Here is an 18,957-nt window from a genome sequence, read left to right as displayed (position 1 = left end):
GAAACATCATGACCCGTGACAATCAGAGAAATACCAACTTGCTGACCGATGTGAAGCTGGCCGGTGCCAGCGCATTGGTAACAACGCTCGCGGCCTTGCTCATACCCTGTTCTCCGGTATGGGGCGCTGAACTGGTTTTGCGTCCGCCGGTGCCGGTGGTCCGTCGGCGCAAAATGGCGGGGGTGAGCAGCAGATTGCTTCGGGAACGGTGCAACTGAAGCTTGATGACGGGACGATGGTCAGCATTGTCGGGCCTGCCAGCTATTCTATCGGTTCCAACGGCCAGCTCAGCATGACCAGTGGCAGCTTTACCGCTTCTGTTCCCAAGGGCGGGAATCCCGTGCCGATTCTGGCGGGCAATGGCAGCCAGATTTCCTTGCGCTCCGGCAGCAGTGCCAGTGGCCAAATCGCTGCCGACGGCAGCTTCTCCGGCTTTGCGCTCTCCGGCTCGATGCAGGTCAGCAGCAACGGACGCAGCCGCAGTTTCAGTGCCGGCAGTGCTTTTCGTGCCAGCGCAGGATCGGGGCCTTCCGCGACCGTGAGCGCCGGTGTTCAACCCAATCGCAGCGGCGGCCAGACGGCATTCCAGCAGGTGCAGCAAGCCCAGAGGACAGCCGCGCAATATCTTGCAAATGCCAGCCAGACCAGTCCGTCATCGCTCGGTTATGCCGGCGTGTCGCAAACCCAGAATTTTACGCCCGGTACCTTGCAGTCCGCGACCACGATCCCGCAGTTGCAGGCGCTTGTTCAGGCCCAGACCGGAGCCATTGATCCGGCGCTCGCTGTACAAATCATGCTCGATATTCTGGCGGCCAGCGCGAATGGTAATCTGGGAACTTATAGCGGTCTGACGCCCACCCAGATCCAGGCCTTTCTCTTTAACTTACAGACCTATGGAGTGCCTTCTTCGATTTCCCAGTTCCAGCTGGAGGAATTTCTGCGTGCGCTGGGCGCTGCCGGCTATACGGTCGGCGGCATTTCCGGCAGTGGACCGAGCTTCGGTTCGCTGGCGGATTTGCTGGCGCTGGTTTCATCCGGGGGCACGATCCCGCCGGGCGATCCGACGGTCCAGGCGCTGATCGATCTGCTGTTCGCCAATGCCTTTCCTCCGGGTATCGATCCGGACGAACTCGCGCGCCTGTTCCGGCTAGCCGGCTACTCGGTTCCACCCCAGTTTGGCGGGAATACGGGCGGCGGCACTCCGACCCCGACGCCTACACCGACCCCTCCTCCAGTGCTCGCCGCTTCCGATGGAGTGCGACCGGATGACAGTCAGGCGAATATCAATCTTGCCTTTGCCAAAATCACCGAAACGGGTCAGGCCAGCCCGGTCACACTGATGTTCGACGCGGGCGAATTTGTCGGCTACCGGTTGAGTAGCGGGTTCGAGATTAGGTTCAACGAGCGTGACGAGGTAGAAAAAGGTGGCGATCAGGGCATCATAGGCTGGTCTCGTCTGGCCGGTGGTACGAAAATCCTCGGCGCTCTCCGAGGCCCGAACAGCGGGGACCATTTCATATTCGGTCTTCCCTTGGTCAATGCGCCCAGTGGCGGCCTGCTGAACTATGATCTGATCGGTTACACCAGTCCGACGCTGCGCGATGACAGCGTCGCTCCGGGTGTGTTCAATGGAAAATTTTCCGTCAATTTCGGGACCGCGCAGATTCTGGCAGGCCTTGAAGCCCGCGTTTCCATCGCAGGCTCGCTGTATGAAATATCGTCGGCAGGCGGCGTGCTTGCACCAAGTATCTCGGTGCTGAGCGATGGCCGGTTCAATGGGACAATCGATCTGGAAGACGGTCTTGGCATCGCCTGTTCTGTTGGCGACTGCCGGTTCATCTACAATGGTTTCCTCGCCGGAGACGGGGCGAGCCATGCCGGCTTCGCCTATACGATCCGTGATGATGCCCTGAATGTCACCAAATGGATCGATGGCAGCGCCGCCTTCGCCAAGGGCGGGAATAGCGGCGGCACGCCCAATCCGATCACCAAGACATTCCGCGGTGAGAAGATTGACGACGGTTTCGCTCAGCCGGTGGCCGGAAATTTCGCCTCGGCAATCGACGTGTCGACCAATTTCCTGACGCGTGGTGAGCAGCCGGCGGATGAAGGACGGGCTTTCCGGATTACCGGATATACGGATGGCGACCCGTCCAACAAGTCAGCCCTGTCGGAAGTCAGGGTCAAGGCAGGTGTCGGTGATGCTTTCCGCAGCATCGGCACCGCGAAAAATGTGGAAAATGGTGCGCTCGGGGATGTGCTGGGCTGGACGCGCTGGGCCGACGGTGAATTCAGCAACATCAAGGGCGGCAAGCGGATATTGGAAGGAAACGAATCCATCCACTATATCTTTGGCGAGAATGTAACCGGTACGCTGCCGACTGGAAGAGCGGAATATGCCGTTGGCGGGGGTACCAGGCCGACACGGTTTGACGGAATGGGTGAGCCGGGAACATTTGAGGGTGAAATTGCGATAGATTTCGCGACGCTGAAAATGGGCTGGGACACGATCATCGGCATGGGCAATGACCGGTTCAACTTTCTTTCCGCGGGTGGACTGGACGATCTGTCGATCAGTGTGATCAATGCCGGTAACGGTGTCTATAATTTCAGTGGTGAGGGCACGGTCCTGTCCGAACTCGGACGTTGTGAAGGCTGCACCGGATCGGCCAGCGGCTTTCTCAGCGGCAAGGATGGCCGCTATGTCGGTTTCTCCTACGAAATTGGTACGGCTGACTATGGTGCCATTCACGGCGTGGCGGGTTTTGCACGGGCCGATCAGGAAGGCGAGCCGGTGGAAGTTACCCGGAATGAGCAGATCATCAACGGGCTTGGCAATCGCATGCAGACCGTCGGTTTCAGCGATGGCAGACTGAGCGAATATCGGGGGCTGGCCAATACATCGGGCAAGCGCGGTACCGCCGCTATCGTCGATTTTGGTACGGCAGCCGACGGCGTGATAAACTGGTCACGATGGGCAGATGGAACCGCCACATTGTCGACGATCAACGGTGCTCGCGATTACGACTATCCGGAAAATGGCGGCGTGCATTTCGTCTATGGCAGCCCTGCAACCGATCTGCCAACAGGCGGAACGATCATCTATGATCTGGTAGGTTCTACCTCTCCGACCTTGCGGGACGGGTCGCAATCACCGGGCACATTTGACGGGCAACTCGCCATCGCGTTCGGTGCCACACCGAAGGTCGGACTGGAATTTGATGTGGGCATCGGCGGGTCATCATATGGCATAGCCACGACGGGTGGCGTTGCCGGCGCTGCAACCGATGGTCTGGTCATTTACACCGATACCAGCACGGGCTTTACTTATCATAGCTTTGCCAGTTTCAATGTCCCGGTCACTGGCGACGGACCGGTTTGCGCCAGTGGATGCAGTGCGACGATCGATGGCTTTCTCGCCGGCGAGACAGCCAGTCACGTCGGGGTCAATTACACGTTCGGAAGTTCCGCTTCGGGCCTGATCGTCGAGGGGGCTGCTGCGTTCGGCAAATCCGGATCAGCCGCCACGGCCAGCAATATGGCGGGCAGTGATTGGTCCACCTGGACCGGCGCCAACAGCCGGATCCCTGCTGATCTTGGTAACGCCTCCCGCATCGGGATCGGTCCGCGCAGCCAAGGACGGCCGGGCAGTGCGCTTAACCCCGGCGATGGCATCGCCGCTATCAGGGAACGGCTTGGTCCGAATTTTCCTTCCACTAGTTGCCGGCGACACCGGGTCCGGCCCACCCTCTCACCTCCTCCGGAGAGAAGGCCTGACCCGGTTCTTCCTGCAGCAACTGAATCTAACAGCGTCTGTCACGTCTCTAACACTATCTGTAACTGGCAAACGGACCGGATTCCCGCCAGTTTCTGTTGGCAACTAGAGCAAGGGGAATGGAAATTATGACAAAGTTCAAACCAGTTTCAGCGATGATGACGGCCACCGCGATTATATCGATTGTCGCTTCCACGGCGCCAGCCGCCGCGAAAGACAATAGCGTCGAAGTGGTTAAATGCGACGCATCCCATGGAACCATCGCAATCACCGACGGCGACACCCAAGGCTGGAACAAATTCGGCCTGTCGAGCCCGCGTGGCATGCTGGGCGCGATCGTTCAGGAATCGGGATGTTTTACACTCCATACGGGAGCCGACGGCCAGCCGACCGACTATCTTTTGTCCGCCATCGCCGGTTCCCAGGAAGAGGTGGACCAGACGATGAACGTCGCGAAGACGGCGCTGACCGAAGGGCTGGTCCGGTCCGGTGCAGCCACCACGGTGCTGAGCAAGGTTCCGATGGGCGGCGCGCTGGTGGGAATGTTCGGCGGCCTCGGCGGCAAAAGAAGACGATCACCGCCGGCCTGCGGCTGATGAATCCGGCCAATGGCCAGACGCTGATCGCCGGCAGTGGACAAAGCCGGAAATCGACCATCAAGATACTCGGCAGAAGCGATTGGGTAGCGGCCAGCCAGGGGCAGTTCGGGCAATATGGCAGTTCGAAAGACGGCAAGATGGTCACCAGCGCTTTCATCGAGGCCTTTAACGGACTGGCTTCGCAGGCCGGTGCGCTGGCGACGGTGCAGCAGGCTGCGGCTACCACTGCACCAGCGACCGCCAGTTACACGGTTGCCGTGGAGACCAAGATGCTGGCCAGTGCATCAGCCACTGCTCCGGAGGTCCGGGCCCTGCGTGCGGATACCGAATTGCTTCCAACCGGCAACAAGGCCGGCCTATTTGTCGAAGTGACCGACAATTACGGCACGAAGGGGTGGGTTTCAGTCGAAGATCTGCGTTAATGCGACCCGAACGCAGGGACCTCGCTGATTGGGAAGGGCGTCCTCCACCCCGGAGGGCGCCCTTTCGCTTTGTCCTTAGTCGCCGATCAGGATGAACGGGGCCCAGACCGCCGGATGGGAGGCCCCCGGGACGCCGGGGTCAGCCATCAGATCAAGTTGCGCCCGCCGCAGGGCCTGGGCGCGATCCATACCGCCAGCAGCATTTTTACGGTGTCCACGGTCAGCCGGGCAGCGGCATCATCGCGAACCCGCCAGTGCGAGAGAAGCAGCGATCGGGCGCCGGCATAGGCAAAGGATTTGGCCAGGCCCGAATAGGTGGGCGTTCCGACGCCTGCACCGGAAGCCGAGTTGCAGGCGGACAGGATCACCCAGTCGGCATCCAGGCGCAATTGCCCGATTTCCGAAGCGGTCAGCAGGCCGTCATCAGCACCGTCGTCGGTCTGCGGTGGCGTGAACACAAGGGCAGGTTCACCCAGTCCCCGCAATTCACCGTTGACCAGCCCGTGTGTCGCAAAAGCCAGAACGGAATAGGGCCGCAGGTCCATGGATTTGATCCGCGCTTCGGTTGCCGCATCGCCGGTGATCACGCTGGACAGATCCCGGCCGAGCGCTTCGCCGATATTTGTCAACTCCAGCGTGGCTGAGGGCAGGCTGGGAAGGTCGCGCACTTCGGCGACATCGACATTCCCGCTTCGCAACAGGCTGGCGAAGACGACGGGACCGTCTCTGGTTCCGGAAAGCGAAGGCGCGCCAAAGCCGGCAAAGCGGATGTCCCGTTTTCGTGAAACCGGAGGCTGGACAAGGTCACTCACGCTCATCGGATTGCTGACCGCGAAGCGCTTTATCAGCCATGCTATATCCGCGTCGGCCGTTTGTCCGCGGACCGGCTCCATGATCAGCAATGAGGCAGGAAGGGCCGCCAGAACACCGGCGCTGACCAGATGGATTTCCTGCTTGTCCTGCAATAGAGTTTCGACTTCGGGTGGAAAATAATAGCGATAGAGGGCATGCGCGCTATCCATCGCGAAGGGTGTCGTTGAACCGCCATCCTGCGAAATGCTGTTGCGGATATCCAGTACCCACTGGTTGATTTGTCCGGGAGTGGCCGGTGTCTTCTGCCACAGATAATCGTCCCGGGTCACAGCTGTGACATAGACGCCATCCAGCGCGGGCGTCACCATCACCAACGGGGCGGATCCCAGCGCGGACTGCAGTTTCCCGAGGGCGACCGGTTCGGGCTTCGCCAATGCCCAATAGTCGGGGAGGGCGGTTTCGATCCTTGCGGACAAATCGGCAATGGCTTTGCTATTGTCTTCCCGTTCGGCAAGCAGGGCGGCCTGCCGTGGCTTGTCGCCTTCTGTCGTAGCCTTGGTGAAACCGGCATCGATTTTCTTGCCGTTCTGCACCAGGTCCTGCAGCCTTCGGACTTCGTCACCAAAGCCGGCTTTTCGGCGATGGATCTGGCCGTCAGATTGCCCGACACGCTGCTCAGATCGGCAAACTGGGCGAGTTGCATGGCGTCAAAACTTTCGGCCATATTCCCCTCGCCGGCCATGATTCCGGCAAATCTGGCAAACTGGTCGGTCAGGCCCGTGTCGTCCGCGAAATATTCTTCGATCGAGACCGCGCGATCCAGTATTTTCCCCCGGACTTCCCGATATGCCGCAATTGCCTCCGATGATTTATTCTCCGGACGCCCCAACGCATTCGCCAGTTCGGTTCGCATCACCGCAAACTTGAATTTCTCGACCGCCGGAAATCTGGCAACCGCATCGTCCTGTTTTTCGATCGCGGACATGATGGTATTGGCAGATTCGTAGTTCCGGTTCAGCAGATAATTGTTCAGCAGTTCCAGACGCAATTCGGCAACCGCAGGATGAGTGTCGGGGAGCGCGCTCTCGGTTAGTGACAGCGCCCTTTCAAGATAAGCCTGGCCCTCCTTCAATTGTCCCAGTCGGGTGCTGAGCAAGCCTGCCTTGGCAAGGCTGTTGCCGGTATAGCGGCTCTGGCTGTTGCCGGGACTGCTTTCGAAAATCCGTGCGGCTTCGTCGAACATGGCAACCTGGTCCAGGCTGGGTTCCGCTTTCGCCAGGCAGTCGGCAAGATTGGTCAGCGTGATCGCCGTATCCCGCTTGTCGCGACCGAGAATCTCGGTGCGCAGTTCGAGCGCACGGCGGAGCAAAGGTATCGCCTCGCCACAACGGCCCGCGCTGCTCAGGGCCGAGCCCAGATTGTTCAAAGCGCCGGCATAGACCGAATGGCGGTCGCCCAGCCGACTTTCGGCATATTGGGTGGCCAGACGGTTTTCCTTGAGCGACAGTTCGGTGTTGCCGGTGGCATTGACCACCGCGGCAAGAGACATCCAGTAGGTCACGGCCAGCGTATTGTCGGCGTCGGTGGGCTTCTCGATGGCCCGCGCGATGTCAACCGCCTCCCGGATTTCGGTCACCGCCGATTCATAGTCGCCCAGCCGGAATTTGGTGCTGCCGATATTGAACAGGGCCGCCGCGTAGCTGGAGCTGTCTGTCCCGTCCGTTTCCCGGCGGATATCCAGAACTTTCTGCTGGATCGCGAGCGCTTCTTCTGCCTTTCCGGTCATGCTTAGGACGACGCTGATATTGTTCAATATCGAGATCATCTGCTTGTGGGTATTGAGATTGTCTGCTGCCAGCAGCTCTTCCGCCGCCCGGAAACTGGCGAGACTTTGATCGAAATCCTGAATATAGAAATGCGCACCGCCCAAAGCACCCAATGCAGCCGCACGGGCCAGCGTGCCGACTTCCTTGTCGGCTTCCGCTTGCGCGATCATCGCCCGGATTTCTTCGATCGCGACTTTCGGTTGGCGGGAGACGTCGCGATCTACCAGCGCGATCATTCTTTCGTTGAGCGTCTGGTCATTCTCCGCATGCGCAATCCCGGGCAAAAGCCCGGCGGAGAGCAATAGAGCCAGTTTCCAATATCTGAATGCCATGATGTGCAACCTCTTCCAACAATGCTGATTATCGCCCGGCCATTGCTGGCAAAGTCGAAACCGGTTTGCGCCCGGATCAATTCTATGAAAGAAATTGCATGTTTGCAAACTGTTGATGGCGCTTTTCTAACAGCATTTGTCACTGCATTATCTTGAGATGGTGATGCTATGGGTCTAGCCATGATTCAACCCTATCTGAGAATGAGCCAAAGCCATGCCCGGTCTTAACATTCTGCATATCGAGGATGACGCGCAGACCGCAGACATGGTTTCCGCCGCGATGGCGCGGACCGGTGCCAAAACTGTATGGGCAGCCGACGGAAACGAGGGCCTGCGCCTTGCCGCCGGTTCACAATTCGATCTCGTGATCCTCGACCGGATGCTGCCGGATATGAGCGGCATAGAAATTATCGGCAAATTGCGCGAGGCGGGAGTCGATGTGCCGGTGCTGATGCTGTCTGCTCTGGGCCGGACGGAAAACCGGATCGAAGGGCTGGACGCCGGGGTCGACGACTATCTCGCCAAGCCGTTCGAACAGGAAGAGCTGATTGCTCGGGTTCGCGCCCTGCACCGGCGCGCGAGCGGGCAATCGCACAGCGCCGTGATCATATTCGGCGACATGGAATGCCATATCAAGGCGCGCACCGCGCACCGGCAGGGGCGGCATGTTCCGCTCAGCCCAAAGGAGTTCGACCTGTTCCGGTATTTCATGCAAAATGCCGGGGAGATCGTTACCCGCGAGATGCTGTTGCTGAACGTCTGGAACCTGAAATTCGATCCGCAGACCAATGTCATCGACGTCAATGTCGGACGGTTGCGGCGCAAGCTGGAAGAAGGTTTTGACAAGCCGGTACTGGAGACGATCTGGGGGCAGGCTACCGGCTCCACGCCGTCTGATCATGAGCATTTTTCTTCCTTGTTCGGCCGATTGAGTCTGATCGTCATTCTTGTCTCGATAGCGTCTTCTACCGCCTTGTTCGCGATGACCGAATGGATCGTACGAACCGAATTCCGGGAGCAGATGGCGCGCAGCGTCGATACGGATATCGCCGGTCTGGCCGATATTTATATCAGCGGCGGCGCGACCGAATTGCGCCGGCGGATATCGGACCGGCTGGAATTGCAGTCGCCCGATGACAAGCGCTACTATCTGCTCGCATCGCCGAGCGGCCGGGCGATCATCGGCAATGTCGATTCCTGGCCCGAACTGTCTTCGGAAAATTCCGAAGCAGGCTTTTCCGTCTGGCAGACGGAACGCAGATATTTGCCCGGGCCACCCAGCTGAACCCGGACCTGAAGCTGCTTGTCGGACGCGACACTCAGGCCCGGTCGGCCTTGCTCGCGCGGATCCGGATCGCTTTCCTTGGTGCCGGGATTCTGCTGGTCCTGATATTCAGCATGATCGGCTATTATTCCACCCGCCGCCTGAAAGGCCGGCTCGGCAGCATGAACGATGCCTTTCGGGAAATTGGCACCGGCAATCTCGCGGCCACCATTCCGGTCGACCAGCGAGGTGACGAGCTTGACCAGCTATCGCGCCACAGCAACGCCATGATAGGGCGGCTGGCTTCGCTGGTTTCTGCGCATCGAGACATTTCGGACCATACTGCGCATGAGCTGCGCACGCCGCTGATGCATCTGGATAACCGTCTGATAACGGCCATCGGCCAAAGCAAGGACCCGCTGCACAGCGAGACGCTCGGCCGGGCGCGGCAGGATATTCGCGATATCATCCAGATGCTGGACTCGCTGCTCGACATAGCTTCGAGCCGCGCCCAGAAGGGTGATCGCAGCGGATTGTCACCCTGCGATGTCTCGGAAATCGCAACCGAAATGGCCGAATTGTTCGCCGAAAGCGCGGAGGATCTCGGAATAAGCTTCGGGACCGACATTGCGCCGGGAGTCCAGATGATGGCCAATCCCGCCCATATCCAGCGCATATTGTCCAATCTGCTCGACAATGCGCTAAAATATACGCCGAAGGGTGGTGTGGTCGAGCTCGCGCTACGGCCAGGACCTGTAATCGTGGTGCGGGACAATGGTCCCGGCATCCCCGAAAATATGCGGGAGAAGATTTTCCAGCGCTTCGTTCGCGTGGATGCCAGCGGGGCGAAGGGGCATGGCCTCGGTCTGGCTCTTTCACAGGCGCTGGCCGAGCGCAACGGACTGGTCATCACATGCCGGGACGCCGAGCCCGGAGCGCTGTTCGAAATCAGACCGGAAGGGAGTGGTTGATATGAGGAACCGATATTGTCCGACGATTGCACTGGCGGCGTCGGTGTCGCTTCTGTCCGCCTGCACCAGCACGGCTCCCGGCTCGGCTGCGCGGACATCTCACGAACGTGCCGATATCGCCATTGCTCCGGTCGACGCCAGCGCGGTGATGCGGGCGGCCGATGCTATTGCGGCGGGGCAGGTGGCGGCGGACGCTGCCGATGCCGCTGCGCTGCGCATCGCCGCGCAGATGCTGGAGAATCTCGGAGCCAGACCTGCCGGCGATCAGCAGGAAAATCTCTCGAGAAGCTGGAACCAGCGCGCCAGCCTGATCGATCCGTCCGTCGCGCCACCGGTCTATCGTGGCCGGGCGCTCGGACCATCCTATAAAAGGGGATGGTCTCGGCGACGTCGCGGGTCAGTATCGAGCAGATTTTTCTGGCGGGAAAAAAGGCCTCGGTGGCGCTGGTGCCTGGTTCTCCGAAGCCGTTGACCATCGAGATCAGCGATGGCCAGGGAAAGCGGATCTGCAGCCGTCACACGTCCTCCAGGCCAGCAAATTGCGAGTGGTTGCCGCTCTTTACCGAAAGATATCAGATCAATATCCGGACCAGCGAGAGCCGGCCCGTAAGCTATTATCTGGTATCGAACTAGGACATCAGCAGCGGGAAATTCCGGGCAATGGTGGGGTGGCGTGCGCCCGGGCTAGCTGTCCGGCGATGCGACGTTCCATTTTTCGCGTTTCCGGTACAGCGTCGACGGGCTGACGCCCAGTTGTCTCGCGGCTTTGGTCAGGCTGCCGTTGCACCGGCGAACCGCTCGCTCCACAAAAAATTGCTCGATCTGCTCCAGGGTCATGTCGTCAAAACTGCTCAGACCGTCCCGCTGCTCCAAAGCGATAGGTTGCGCTCGCTCGCCAACCGGTTCGGAGGCTGGAACTGGGCGGGCGGTTACCGGCGTGGCCGGGTCGACAAACTCTGGCAATATGCTCGAATCCAGATCGGGACCGGCAAACATCACCGCCGCCCGCCGCATCAGATTCTGCAGTTCGCGGACATTGCCCGGCCAGTTGTGGCGCTCGAAACTTTCCGCCAGACTGGCGTTCAGCGGGAGGAATTTCTTGCCTTCCTCTTCTGCGAATTTCATCAGGAAAGAGTTGGCGAGCAAGGTGATGTCTCCGCCCCGTTCCCTGAGAGGTGGCAGGTCGATGGGTACGACGGCGAGCCGATAGAAAAGATCTTCCCGGAAGCGCCCCTGTTCGACTTCTTGTGCCGGATTGCGGTTGGTCGCGCAGATGATGCGGACATCGACATCCTCGGCCTTGGTTGCGCCCACCCTCTGGACAGTCCCCGTTTGCAGGAAACGCAACAGCTTGACCTGCAGCTTCAGCTGCATCTCGCAGATTTCGTCGAGAAACAGGGTGCCGCCATGGGCCGCCTGCACCGCGCCGACCCGGTCCGTGATCGCGCCCGTAAAAGAGCCTTTCAAATGGCCGAAAAGCTCTGATTCCAGCAGGTCCTCGGGAATCGCTCCGCAATTGATCGCGACAAACGGTTTCTTGCCTCTGGGACCCGACTTGTGGATGGCATCCGCACACACTTCCTTGCCGGTCCCGCTTTCGCCGGTGATGAAGACCGTGGCCTTGGAATTGGCGACATTCCTTATCTGGCGATAGACTTCCTGCATCGGCGGGCTGGAGCCGATAAAGCCGGCAAAATCGCTGGGGCCGGAGCCGGTCTGCGGATCCTGTATCACGTCGGCCTGGACCGATTTCGTAACCTCCACAGCCCCCTTCATCGCTGTTACCAGACGGGTCGGTGAAAGCGGCTTGACCATGAAATCATAAGCACCCAGACGCATCGCGTCGATGGCCCGGTTGATCGAGCCGTCTGCCGTGGCGACGATGACCGAAATTTCGGAGAGAATGGAGGCATTATTTTCAAGCCAGTCCAGCCCGTTGCCATCCGGCAATTGTAAATCCAGCAATATCGCCGAGAATCCGGAATTCTCGCGCTCCAGTTCGATATTGGCATCGGCGAGATTGTCGACGATGACACAGCGGAAGCCTGCCGTCTCCAGATGCCCCGCATAGGCAATGGACAATGAGGCAATGTCTTCGATGATCAATATCTTGTGACTGGACACAGGCTTATCCCTTTATCGTGAAGATGGCCGACTTTCCGTCAACGGCACATTCCCACTCCAGTGAACGCTGGTCACCATAATGGTCCATGCAGCCCTGAACCAGACCATGGGCGATGGCAGCCATGGGACGGTGAGAATGATAGTGAATGACCGTTTGGCCGTCCTGGACATCTGCAGTGACCTGGGGAGGGCGCGCATCGGGATAGAGCACACAGACTTCAGTATGAATATGGCTGCCGACGTGCGTTAACAGGGATTCTGCCGAATTGTAGCTTTCCATGATATGCGGATATAATATATTGAACCGGTCATAGAGATATTTGCCGAACAGACGGCAAAGTTCAGTGGCTTCGATGCCGGATTGTTCGGATGCCTGGCCAACCATTGCAAGGGCATATTCCGATGGATAATTGCCGATCGACGTAAATGCACCGTCATTGGGAAGCGCGGCTCCCGATATCACCTGGTCGGCGAATTCCGGTGACTGGACTTTCTCCATGAACCGCACCAGTTCCGTAAATATTATACCCTTCATCTTGCCCCATTCCTTTTCGTGCCGGTTGTTCCCCGGTTCTAAGCATCTTCCATGCCAAAACGCGAATGGCTGAATTCCGCGAGGCCGTGGCGGATACCTGCATTTTGCAACAAGCGACATTTGCAATATGCGACAAAAGCTTTGCAAAATGCAAACGCCGGCCCAAATATTTTGCATTATCGGAACGTTAACCGTCGCGAGCCGTGCAAATCAGAGACTGGCACGGCCGTTGCAAAGACTAGCCTGAATCCAATTTTCAGGTGAAAATATGACCCACAAGACCATCGCAACACTGATTACGGCCTCGCTTCTGGGCGGCTGCGCGACCATGGAACGGCCGGCAAATGCCATTGGTAGCCAATATGCGCCGCAGCAAGTCGAGGCCGCAGCAGGCGGCTACCGTTCGTGCCAGGCGGCTATGACGCCGATAGCAGACTTGCCCGCCAGGCAGGTCGCTTCGCATGTGTTTGCCGGCACGCCTGATCTTCTGGCATCCGGCGACCGGGTCCGCCTGAAAGTCGCCGGGGATGAAGACAGTATCTCACGGACCTATGTATTGGCGGCGAATGGCACGATCACACTGGACGGGAGGCTGACGGTAGGCCTCGCCGGAAAGTCGATTGTTGAGGCCGAGAGGGTGATTGCCAAGGAACTGGCGGATGCGGGCCTTATTCGCGGCCTGAGGAACAGTGTCAGATTGCAACTGCTGGAGCTCGGGGGCGTCAGCATCGCCGTTAGCGGCGCGGTGTTCGAGCCGGGTATGATCCGGGTAGGCGATCGCAATCCGGAAACCCGGGGTGTCAATCTCAGCAACGGTGATTCCGGAGACCGCAACGCGAGCCGGTCTCTGACGACAACATTGCGCGCGGCCGGCGGTGTCCGGCCCGACGCCGATTTGTCAGCCGTTTATCTGGTCCGCGGCGCTCGCTGGGCCAGAATTGATCTGAACGGCGCGATTTACGGGAGCGCAATCGATGATATCGCACTGACGGCGAATGATCGGATCATCGTCGGGTCCCGCGCCTGCTTCCAGGATGATCTGGTCAAGCCGTCACAGATCACGGCACCGGGCATTCGGGTCTATATGTCGAACCTTTCGCGTCCGGCCAGCAACAACGCCTCGTCCGCGATCAATCGTGATGCAACCAACCTGCCTTACGGCACCCGACTCTCGCAAGCCATGGTGGCAGCCAATTGTGTCGGCGGATCGGCGATGAACGCAGCGCGAAAAGTGGTGCTGATGTCCCGCAACCCGATCAGCGGGCAGTCGGTGGTCATCCAGCGTTCGGTTGAAAAACTGGTCCGCCAGAATGATCGCGATGGCAGGGACCCCTATCTCATGCCGGGAGACAGCCTGGCCTGCTACGACAGTTTCGCGATGAATATGCGCGATGTGATCAGTCTGGTTGGCGAAACCGCTTCGCCCTATTTTCTGCTGAAGAATCTGGACTGATCATGAAACAGGAAATCATCGAACAGCCGGGTCTGCATATGAGACTCTGGCATGCGGTAAAAACCGCAGGCCAATGCGTATGCGGCACAAGCGCTATCTGAAAACGGCGGCGGTCTGGATCATCGTGATCTGGGCGCTGACAGGCCTTTTTCTGGCACTGGCACCCGACCAGTATCGCAGCAAATTCACCCTTATCCTGCCGGGCTCCGGTGCCGGCGGCTCGCTCAACGTCGAAAGCATCGGACAGGCCCAGTCATCGGTTGCCTCCGCTTTTTCCAGCGCGACTTTGAGCCCTACAGAAAATTACAAGCGCTTGCTGATGACAGACAGAACCCTGCGCCAGAGCGCAGAGAAATCCGGTGATAGAATGCACCGCTTCCCCGCGCCCAATGTGAAGCTGATCGACCAGACAAATCTGATCCAGGTGGAAGTGGTTGGTGCGAGCGGCGAACAGGCGAACAAACGCGCCATAGCCCTGAAGGACACATTCCTCAACCAGCTGGATGAGCTGCGCAAGAACGAAGCGGAAATGCGCGAAAACTCGGATAACAAGAATTTGATCGTGCTGGAAAAGAAAGTCAGAACGACGCAACAGGCATTGCTCGATTTCCAGGCAAAAACGGGATTGGTCTCACTGGATCAATTCAACACCCGCATCGCCAATATGGACGCGCTGCGCCAGCAGGAGCGGGAGGCCCGCATAATGTTACGACAGAAAGCAGCGGAATCAGGCCGGTTTTCTTCCATTCTTGGCAAGAGCGTCAGCGGGGCCAATACCGCGCTGCGGCTGCGGTCCGATCCGGTGTTCCAGCAACTGGCAGACCGCTATGCCAAGCTGGAAGTCGAAACCCGGGAAAAGGAAGCTACTTTGGGCGATAATCACGGCGATATGGTTCAGGCCAGATCCGAACGGGACCAGCTGCAAAATGCGCTGCTTGAACGCGGACGCGCGCTGACCGGGCTGGGTTCCGATGCCATCCTGAAAAATGTCGATATCGCGGTGGCGGACGGCAGAACCAATATGATGCAGGGCATGATCGTTGCCAATTCCCAGAGCGCCGGTGCGCGGGCCGGTCTGGCCGAAATCCGACGAGATATTTCCAACCAGTCGATGAAGAGCAGCGAACTCGTCAAACAGGCTTCGCAGCTTGCGGATCTTGTGCGGGACCACCGAGTGGCCGAGGCTGTATTCTCCTCGGCGCTGGCCCGCGTTGATACCAACAAGCAGGATCCGTTTGCTTCCTATCCTCTGGTTCAGACGCTCGAGCAGCCCTCGTTACCGCAATCCCCCTCGAGCCCCTCGGTTCTGCTCGCTTTGGCGGGCGCAACGGGCGCGACCATCATCATCCTCATAGGACTGGCATTGCTATGGTTCAGACAGCCGATCATCCGCAGAATAGCTCCGAATATTTAGTCCATCACACCATATTGTCCACTTGGCTCTTATGGTTGGTGGGCGGGCTCTATATCGCGGGGCCGGTGCTCGGTTGCCTGCTGGGCCTACAGGCCCTGTATTTCTATTATATCGGTCCAAACTTGCCGGAGTCCAAGCGGCTGCCAGCGCCGCACTGGTCGATATCTGCCTGGCTCATCGCGATGACAATCATGCTGGTGATATTGATCGCCGGGCATCTCAATTTCAGCCTCGGGACGGGTGCCACCATCAAATCGGCGATAGGCTGGGCCAAGGGATGGTTGCTCATCGCACTGTTCATATTCGCCGGTGCGGTGCTGCCGATCCGGCGAGAGATTGTCTATCGGGCAATCTGCCGAACTGGCAAATATACGATATTGTTGCTGCCGCTGTTTCTTGTCGCGCCCTTTGTCGGATTGCCTGCGACCCTGTGGGTTTCCCCGCTTCAGATAATTGGCGGCTCCGGTCCGGAATATTTTGCCACCATCCTCTATACTCTGGAGCCCGGGTCGGGCGCGCCCCGATGGCAGTTTTTCGCGCCTGGTCGCCGGCGGCCGGGATGGTGGGGCTGGTCTATCTGATTTGCGCCTGCCAGGAGAAAGACCGCCGCTGGAGAAATTGGGGAATTGCCGCAGCTCTTGCCATGATCCTGTTATCCCAGTCACGGCTGGCGCTTGTCGGCCTGATCATGATCGCGCCTATTCCGCTGCTGTTCGGCCAGGTGACGCGTTCTTTTCTCTGGTTCCTGATATTGCCAATCGTTCTGCTTTCCGGCTGGTTTGCGGTCGATATCCTTGAAGCACTGAATCTTGCGAAGTCCGAGTTTTCCGGCGCCAGAGCCGACTCAACCCGGGTCAGGGAGACGCTGGGCCGGATCGCTGTGGAACGCTGGCAGGCCGAGGCATTCTGGTTTGGTCATGGGGTAGTCGAGCGCGGCCCGCATCTGGTCGAATATATGCCGATCGGCAGCCATCACAGCTGGTATGGGCTGTTGTTCGTCAAGGGACTGCTGGGTCTGCTTGCGCTGGCGACCCCGCTGATGATCACGCTTGCACTGTTGCTGCAATCGGCCCTGACCTCCCGGCTGGGGCAGACGGGGCTGGCCATGGCCATGCTGCTGCTGATGTACAGCTTTGGCGAGAATCTGGAATCTCTCGCCTATCTCTATTGGCCGGCGCTGCTGCTCATCGGCATGGCGTTGCAGCAAAGGAGCCGGCGGCAAGCCGCCAGCTAGCGCATCCGGGTTGCTGCAGTGCCATCTTGCCCACAGGGCATGATAAAATCGACATGATACCTCCCGCGCGCCATCCAAACGGTGCCCGCCTTTCCGATGGACAAAAAAGAGCCCCCGCCTTCGCGGGAGCTCCCTTGGTCCAGCCCGGTGAACCGTTGATGGAGCGGCGGCTCATGCTGCCTGGGGCAGGGTCCGGCTTGAGGAAATGTCTACCAGCAGCCGCAGCCACCTCTCGATGCGCTTTTCCGTGGTATCCAGACAGGCTCCCCGGCCTGCCACCGACATCTGTACAAGTGGCAGATGACGGATATTTTCAGCAATTTGACCGTCGAGGCTTCGTCCTCAAAATCGACAATCAGGCCAGCGTCACCCACCTGTTCCGGTAGTCCGCCGACGCCTGACACGATGAGCGGTCGGGCGGCCAAACGGGCTTCCGTGGCGACCAGACCATAGGCCTCGTATTTTGACGGGATCGCGACAAGGTCGCATCTGCCGAGAAAATCGTCCACCCGGTCAATCTGTCCGTAAAATGATATGTTGCGACGGGATCCGGCCAGGCGTTTGAGCTTCTGTTCATCCGGCCCGAAACCGCCGAGCAACAGCCTGACCTCCCGCTGATCGCCCAGCGCATTCATTGCCCCGATAAGGCGGTCAAAGCCCTTGTCCCCGACAAACCGGCCATAGGCGCCGACGGTGATCGGTGCCTTCAGGGAAAATGGGGACGCGACAACTGCGCCAGTCCCTGCGTGTCGCTCCAGGGATATATGATCTGGCGCCGGGGCGCCCGGAGACCGGTCGCTTCTTCGAGCCAGATTGCTTGCGCGTTCGAGACGCATATCACGCGGTCGAACATCCGATACGCCAGTTTCAGCATGGAGCGGAAACGGGTCTGGTCGGTTACGTGCTGCGTTTCCCATTCCCGGGAATAGCTGTGCTCGACCAACACCAGACTGGCCTGCGCGTTGCGCGCTGCAAGCGAATAGAGAAAGGGCAGGGTTTTCCAGCTCATCGAGAAATGAACGATGATCACCGCCGCATCCATTTTCGGTGCGATGCTCCAGTCGGGATGGACTTCCTGGCATGTAATATCGAAATGGCGGCGCAGGGCAGGGTGCCGGAACAGCGCGAGATTGCGTGTGACACCCCCGATCGAAAGGTCGTCAATCAGGTGGACGACTTTTGGCAATGCGCTCATCTCAGCGCCCTCCCGCCGGTCCAGCCGTCGGCCAGCCGGTTGACAAACGGCGTCGGCAGATATCGCGCGGCGGCAGCGGCAAGAAAGGTGAATACCGATTTCACCGGCTCTCTGACGAGTGGTTTGACCGAAATGGCGAAGGCCTCTTTCAGTAATATGAGCGCAAAGGCGCCGTCGCCCATTTGGACGGCGCGCCGGGCAAGATAGCGAAGCTGATATGCTCGTGCTTCATCGCCGTACTGGGCGATGAATTCCGGCGCACAGGCCATGGTTTTGATCATAACCCGGTTCCAGCTGTCATATTGTGCGGCGATATTGGCCGACAATCCGCCGGAGACGACGCGATAGTTGGTAAGCAGGCCGACAATCCCTTCGAAACGGATTCCGCCGGTCAACGCCATGCGTATCCACAATTCGATATCCTCTGACTGGCGAAAGCTTTCGTCAAAAAAGCACGCACGGCCAGGCTCATCGGGATGGTCGGATGCGATGCTGTCCAGCGCAGTTTTGCGGATCACGGGTGCCGACCCGTTACCGACGGGATTGCGGGTCAGGATATCCTGAACGGAGATATTCTCAAGTTTCGGTCGCTGCGCCTGACGGAGCGGACTTCCTTGTGAATCCATGAATCGCGAACCGCTGTAGCTGACGCCGACCTGCGGGTTATTGTCGAGGTGGATTTTGTGCAGCGCGAGCTTTTCCGGGTCCCAGCTGTCGTCGGCATCGAGCAGGGCGACATATTCCCCGCGCGCTGCCGATATGCCGCTGTTGCGGGCGCCTGCAAGGCCGCGGTTGGGCTGTGCGATTATCCGGATGCGGGGATCGGCGTAGGAGGCGCAAATGTCGACGCTGCTGTCGGAGCCGCCATCGTCCACTATGATAAGCTCGAAATTGCCGAACGTCTGGGCGAGCACGGATTCAATGGCCTCGGAGACATAATGCTCGACATTGTAAACGGGCATGACGATCGAGATCGCTGGTTTGGTCATTATATTGTCCT

Annotated in this window: 16 protein-coding genes and 2 pseudogenes; 11 read left to right on the top strand and 7 right to left on the bottom strand. The window is 59.1% G+C overall.

All coding sequences use genetic code 11. The features are described from left to right. Positions 1-8: 8 nt before the first annotated feature. Genes C8024_RS12460 through C8024_RS21765 form a run of 4 tightly spaced genes read left to right on the top strand, consistent with a single transcriptional unit; the run spans position 9 to position 4,796 of the window. On the top strand, positions 9-218 hold the full coding sequence (locus C8024_RS12460; protein ID WP_173205669.1) for a hypothetical protein: 210 nt from the start codon (positions 9-11) through the stop codon (positions 216-218). Continuing rightward, the gene (locus C8024_RS12455) at positions 209-3,907 is read left to right on the top strand and encodes a hypothetical protein (protein ID WP_173205666.1); all 3,699 of its coding nucleotides are present in this window, start codon (positions 209-211) and stop codon (positions 3,905-3,907) included. Before C8024_RS12460 ends, C8024_RS12455 begins: the two co-directional genes overlap by 10 nt. Further along, the gene (locus C8024_RS21770; protein ID WP_254305868.1) at positions 3,904-4,371 is read left to right on the top strand and encodes a hypothetical protein; all 468 of its coding nucleotides are present in this window, start codon (positions 3,904-3,906) and stop codon (positions 4,369-4,371) included. The genes C8024_RS12455 and C8024_RS21770 overlap by 4 nt, the downstream gene beginning before the upstream one ends. Then, complete coding sequence (locus C8024_RS21765) at positions 4,371-4,796, top strand: hypothetical protein (RefSeq protein WP_254305867.1); 426 nt, start codon at positions 4,371-4,373, stop codon at positions 4,794-4,796. The genes C8024_RS21770 and C8024_RS21765 overlap by 1 nt, the downstream gene beginning before the upstream one ends. 75 nt (positions 4,797-4,871) lie before the next feature. Here C8024_RS21765 and C8024_RS12440 read toward each other — a convergent pair. Then, a pseudogene (locus tag C8024_RS12440) lies at positions 4,872-5,818 on the bottom strand (CHAT domain-containing protein). 158 nt (positions 5,819-5,976) lie between these two features. Continuing rightward, the gene (locus C8024_RS12435; protein ID WP_173205658.1) at positions 5,977-7,767 is read right to left on the bottom strand and encodes a tetratricopeptide repeat protein; all 1,791 of its coding nucleotides are present in this window, start codon (positions 7,765-7,767) and stop codon (positions 5,977-5,979) included. Positions 7,768-7,981: 214 nt separating this feature from the next. Between C8024_RS12435 and C8024_RS12430 the strand changes: the two are divergent. The 3 genes and pseudogenes from C8024_RS12430 to C8024_RS12420 form a co-directional block, all read left to right on the top strand. Continuing rightward, positions 7,982-8,638 (top strand): annotated as a pseudogene (locus C8024_RS12430) (response regulator transcription factor); the annotation flags it as partial. A gap of 464 nt (positions 8,639-9,102) precedes the next feature. Continuing rightward, positions 9,103-10,002, top strand: coding sequence for a HAMP domain-containing sensor histidine kinase (locus tag C8024_RS12425; protein ID WP_254305866.1), 900 nt, complete (start codon positions 9,103-9,105; stop codon positions 10,000-10,002). A 1-nt stretch (position 10,003) separates the two neighbouring features. Then, on the top strand, positions 10,004-10,474 hold the full coding sequence (locus tag C8024_RS12420) for a hypothetical protein (RefSeq protein WP_173205655.1): 471 nt from the start codon (positions 10,004-10,006) through the stop codon (positions 10,472-10,474). A gap of 212 nt (positions 10,475-10,686) precedes the next feature. Here the strand turns inward: C8024_RS12420 and C8024_RS12415 are convergent, their stop codons facing one another. Beyond that, the gene (locus C8024_RS12415; protein WP_367947314.1) at positions 10,687-12,126 is read right to left on the bottom strand and encodes a sigma-54-dependent transcriptional regulator; all 1,440 of its coding nucleotides are present in this window, start codon (positions 12,124-12,126) and stop codon (positions 10,687-10,689) included. 4 nt (positions 12,127-12,130) lie between these two features. Next, positions 12,131-12,661, bottom strand: coding sequence for a heme NO-binding domain-containing protein (locus C8024_RS12410; RefSeq protein ID WP_173205653.1), 531 nt, complete (start codon positions 12,659-12,661; stop codon positions 12,131-12,133). A gap of 268 nt (positions 12,662-12,929) precedes the next feature. On the opposite strand from C8024_RS12410, the gene C8024_RS12405 reads away from it, so the two are divergent. From C8024_RS12405 to C8024_RS21755, 4 genes are all read left to right on the top strand, one after another. After that, positions 12,930-14,114: a polysaccharide biosynthesis/export family protein gene (locus C8024_RS12405; protein WP_173205651.1), complete on the top strand. Its 1,185-nt coding sequence runs from the start codon at positions 12,930-12,932 to the stop codon at positions 14,112-14,114. A gap of 73 nt (positions 14,115-14,187) precedes the next feature. Next, positions 14,188-15,528 carry a hypothetical protein gene (locus C8024_RS12400; RefSeq protein ID WP_173205649.1) on the top strand — a complete coding sequence of 447 codons (1,341 nt, stop codon included), beginning with the start codon at positions 14,188-14,190 and terminating at the stop codon, positions 15,526-15,528. Positions 15,529-15,542: 14 nt separating this feature from the next. Next, complete coding sequence (locus C8024_RS21760; RefSeq protein ID WP_254305865.1) at positions 15,543-16,109, top strand: hypothetical protein; 567 nt, start codon at positions 15,543-15,545, stop codon at positions 16,107-16,109. Beyond that, complete coding sequence (locus tag C8024_RS21755; protein ID WP_254305864.1) at positions 16,052-16,762, top strand: DUF131 domain-containing protein; 711 nt, start codon at positions 16,052-16,054, stop codon at positions 16,760-16,762. Before C8024_RS21760 ends, C8024_RS21755 begins: the two co-directional genes overlap by 58 nt. Before the next feature lie 209 nt (positions 16,763-16,971). Here C8024_RS21755 and C8024_RS12390 read toward each other — a convergent pair whose 3' ends face one another. From C8024_RS12390 to C8024_RS12385, 3 genes are read right to left on the bottom strand one after another with little or no spacing between them, the layout of a single operon-like run. After that, positions 16,972-17,460: a glycosyltransferase gene (locus C8024_RS12390; protein WP_367947324.1), complete on the bottom strand. Its 489-nt coding sequence runs from the start codon at positions 17,458-17,460 to the stop codon at positions 16,972-16,974. Positions 17,461-17,468: 8 nt separating this feature from the next. Further along, positions 17,469-17,957 (bottom strand): glycosyltransferase, encoded by a 489-nt coding sequence (locus C8024_RS21750; RefSeq protein WP_254305863.1) that lies wholly within the window; start codon positions 17,955-17,957, stop codon positions 17,469-17,471. Continuing rightward, positions 17,954-18,946, bottom strand: coding sequence for a glycosyltransferase family 2 protein (locus tag C8024_RS12385; RefSeq protein WP_173205645.1), 993 nt, complete (start codon positions 18,944-18,946; stop codon positions 17,954-17,956). Before C8024_RS12385 ends, C8024_RS21750 begins: the two co-directional genes overlap by 4 nt. Positions 18,947-18,957 lie beyond the last annotated feature (11 nt).

Source organism: Sphingopyxis sp. BSNA05 (assembly GCF_013265645.1).
Taxonomy (GTDB): Bacteria; Pseudomonadota; Alphaproteobacteria; order Sphingomonadales; family Sphingomonadaceae; genus Parasphingorhabdus.
The sequence above is the reverse complement of the archived record's forward strand: the minus strand, read 5'-3'. Positions and strand labels throughout refer to the sequence as shown.

Coding starts and splice junctions, on each gene's coding strand:
- C8024_RS12420 (WP_173205655.1), top strand. CDS start 10,004: ATGAGGAACCGATATTGTCCGACGATTGCACTGGCGGCGTCGGTGTCG.
- C8024_RS12435 (WP_173205658.1), bottom strand. CDS start 7,767: ATGGCATTCAGATATTGGAAACTGGCTCTATTGCTCTCCGCCGGGCTT.
- C8024_RS12410 (WP_173205653.1), bottom strand. CDS start 12,661: ATGAAGGGTATAATATTTACGGAACTGGTGCGGTTCATGGAGAAAGTC.
- C8024_RS21770 (WP_254305868.1), top strand. CDS start 3,904: ATGACAAAGTTCAAACCAGTTTCAGCGATGATGACGGCCACCGCGATT.
- C8024_RS12400 (WP_173205649.1), top strand. CDS start 14,188: ATGCGTATGCGGCACAAGCGCTATCTGAAAACGGCGGCGGTCTGGATC.
- C8024_RS21765 (WP_254305867.1), top strand. CDS start 4,371: ATGAATCCGGCCAATGGCCAGACGCTGATCGCCGGCAGTGGACAAAGC.
- C8024_RS21755 (WP_254305864.1), top strand. CDS start 16,052: ATGGCAGTTTTTCGCGCCTGGTCGCCGGCGGCCGGGATGGTGGGGCTG.
- C8024_RS12460 (WP_173205669.1), top strand. CDS start 9: ATGACCCGTGACAATCAGAGAAATACCAACTTGCTGACCGATGTGAAG.
- C8024_RS12405 (WP_173205651.1), top strand. CDS start 12,930: ATGACCCACAAGACCATCGCAACACTGATTACGGCCTCGCTTCTGGGC.
- C8024_RS12385 (WP_173205645.1), bottom strand. CDS start 18,946: ATGACCAAACCAGCGATCTCGATCGTCATGCCCGTTTACAATGTCGAG.
- C8024_RS21750 (WP_254305863.1), bottom strand. CDS start 17,957: ATGAGCGCATTGCCAAAAGTCGTCCACCTGATTGACGACCTTTCGATC.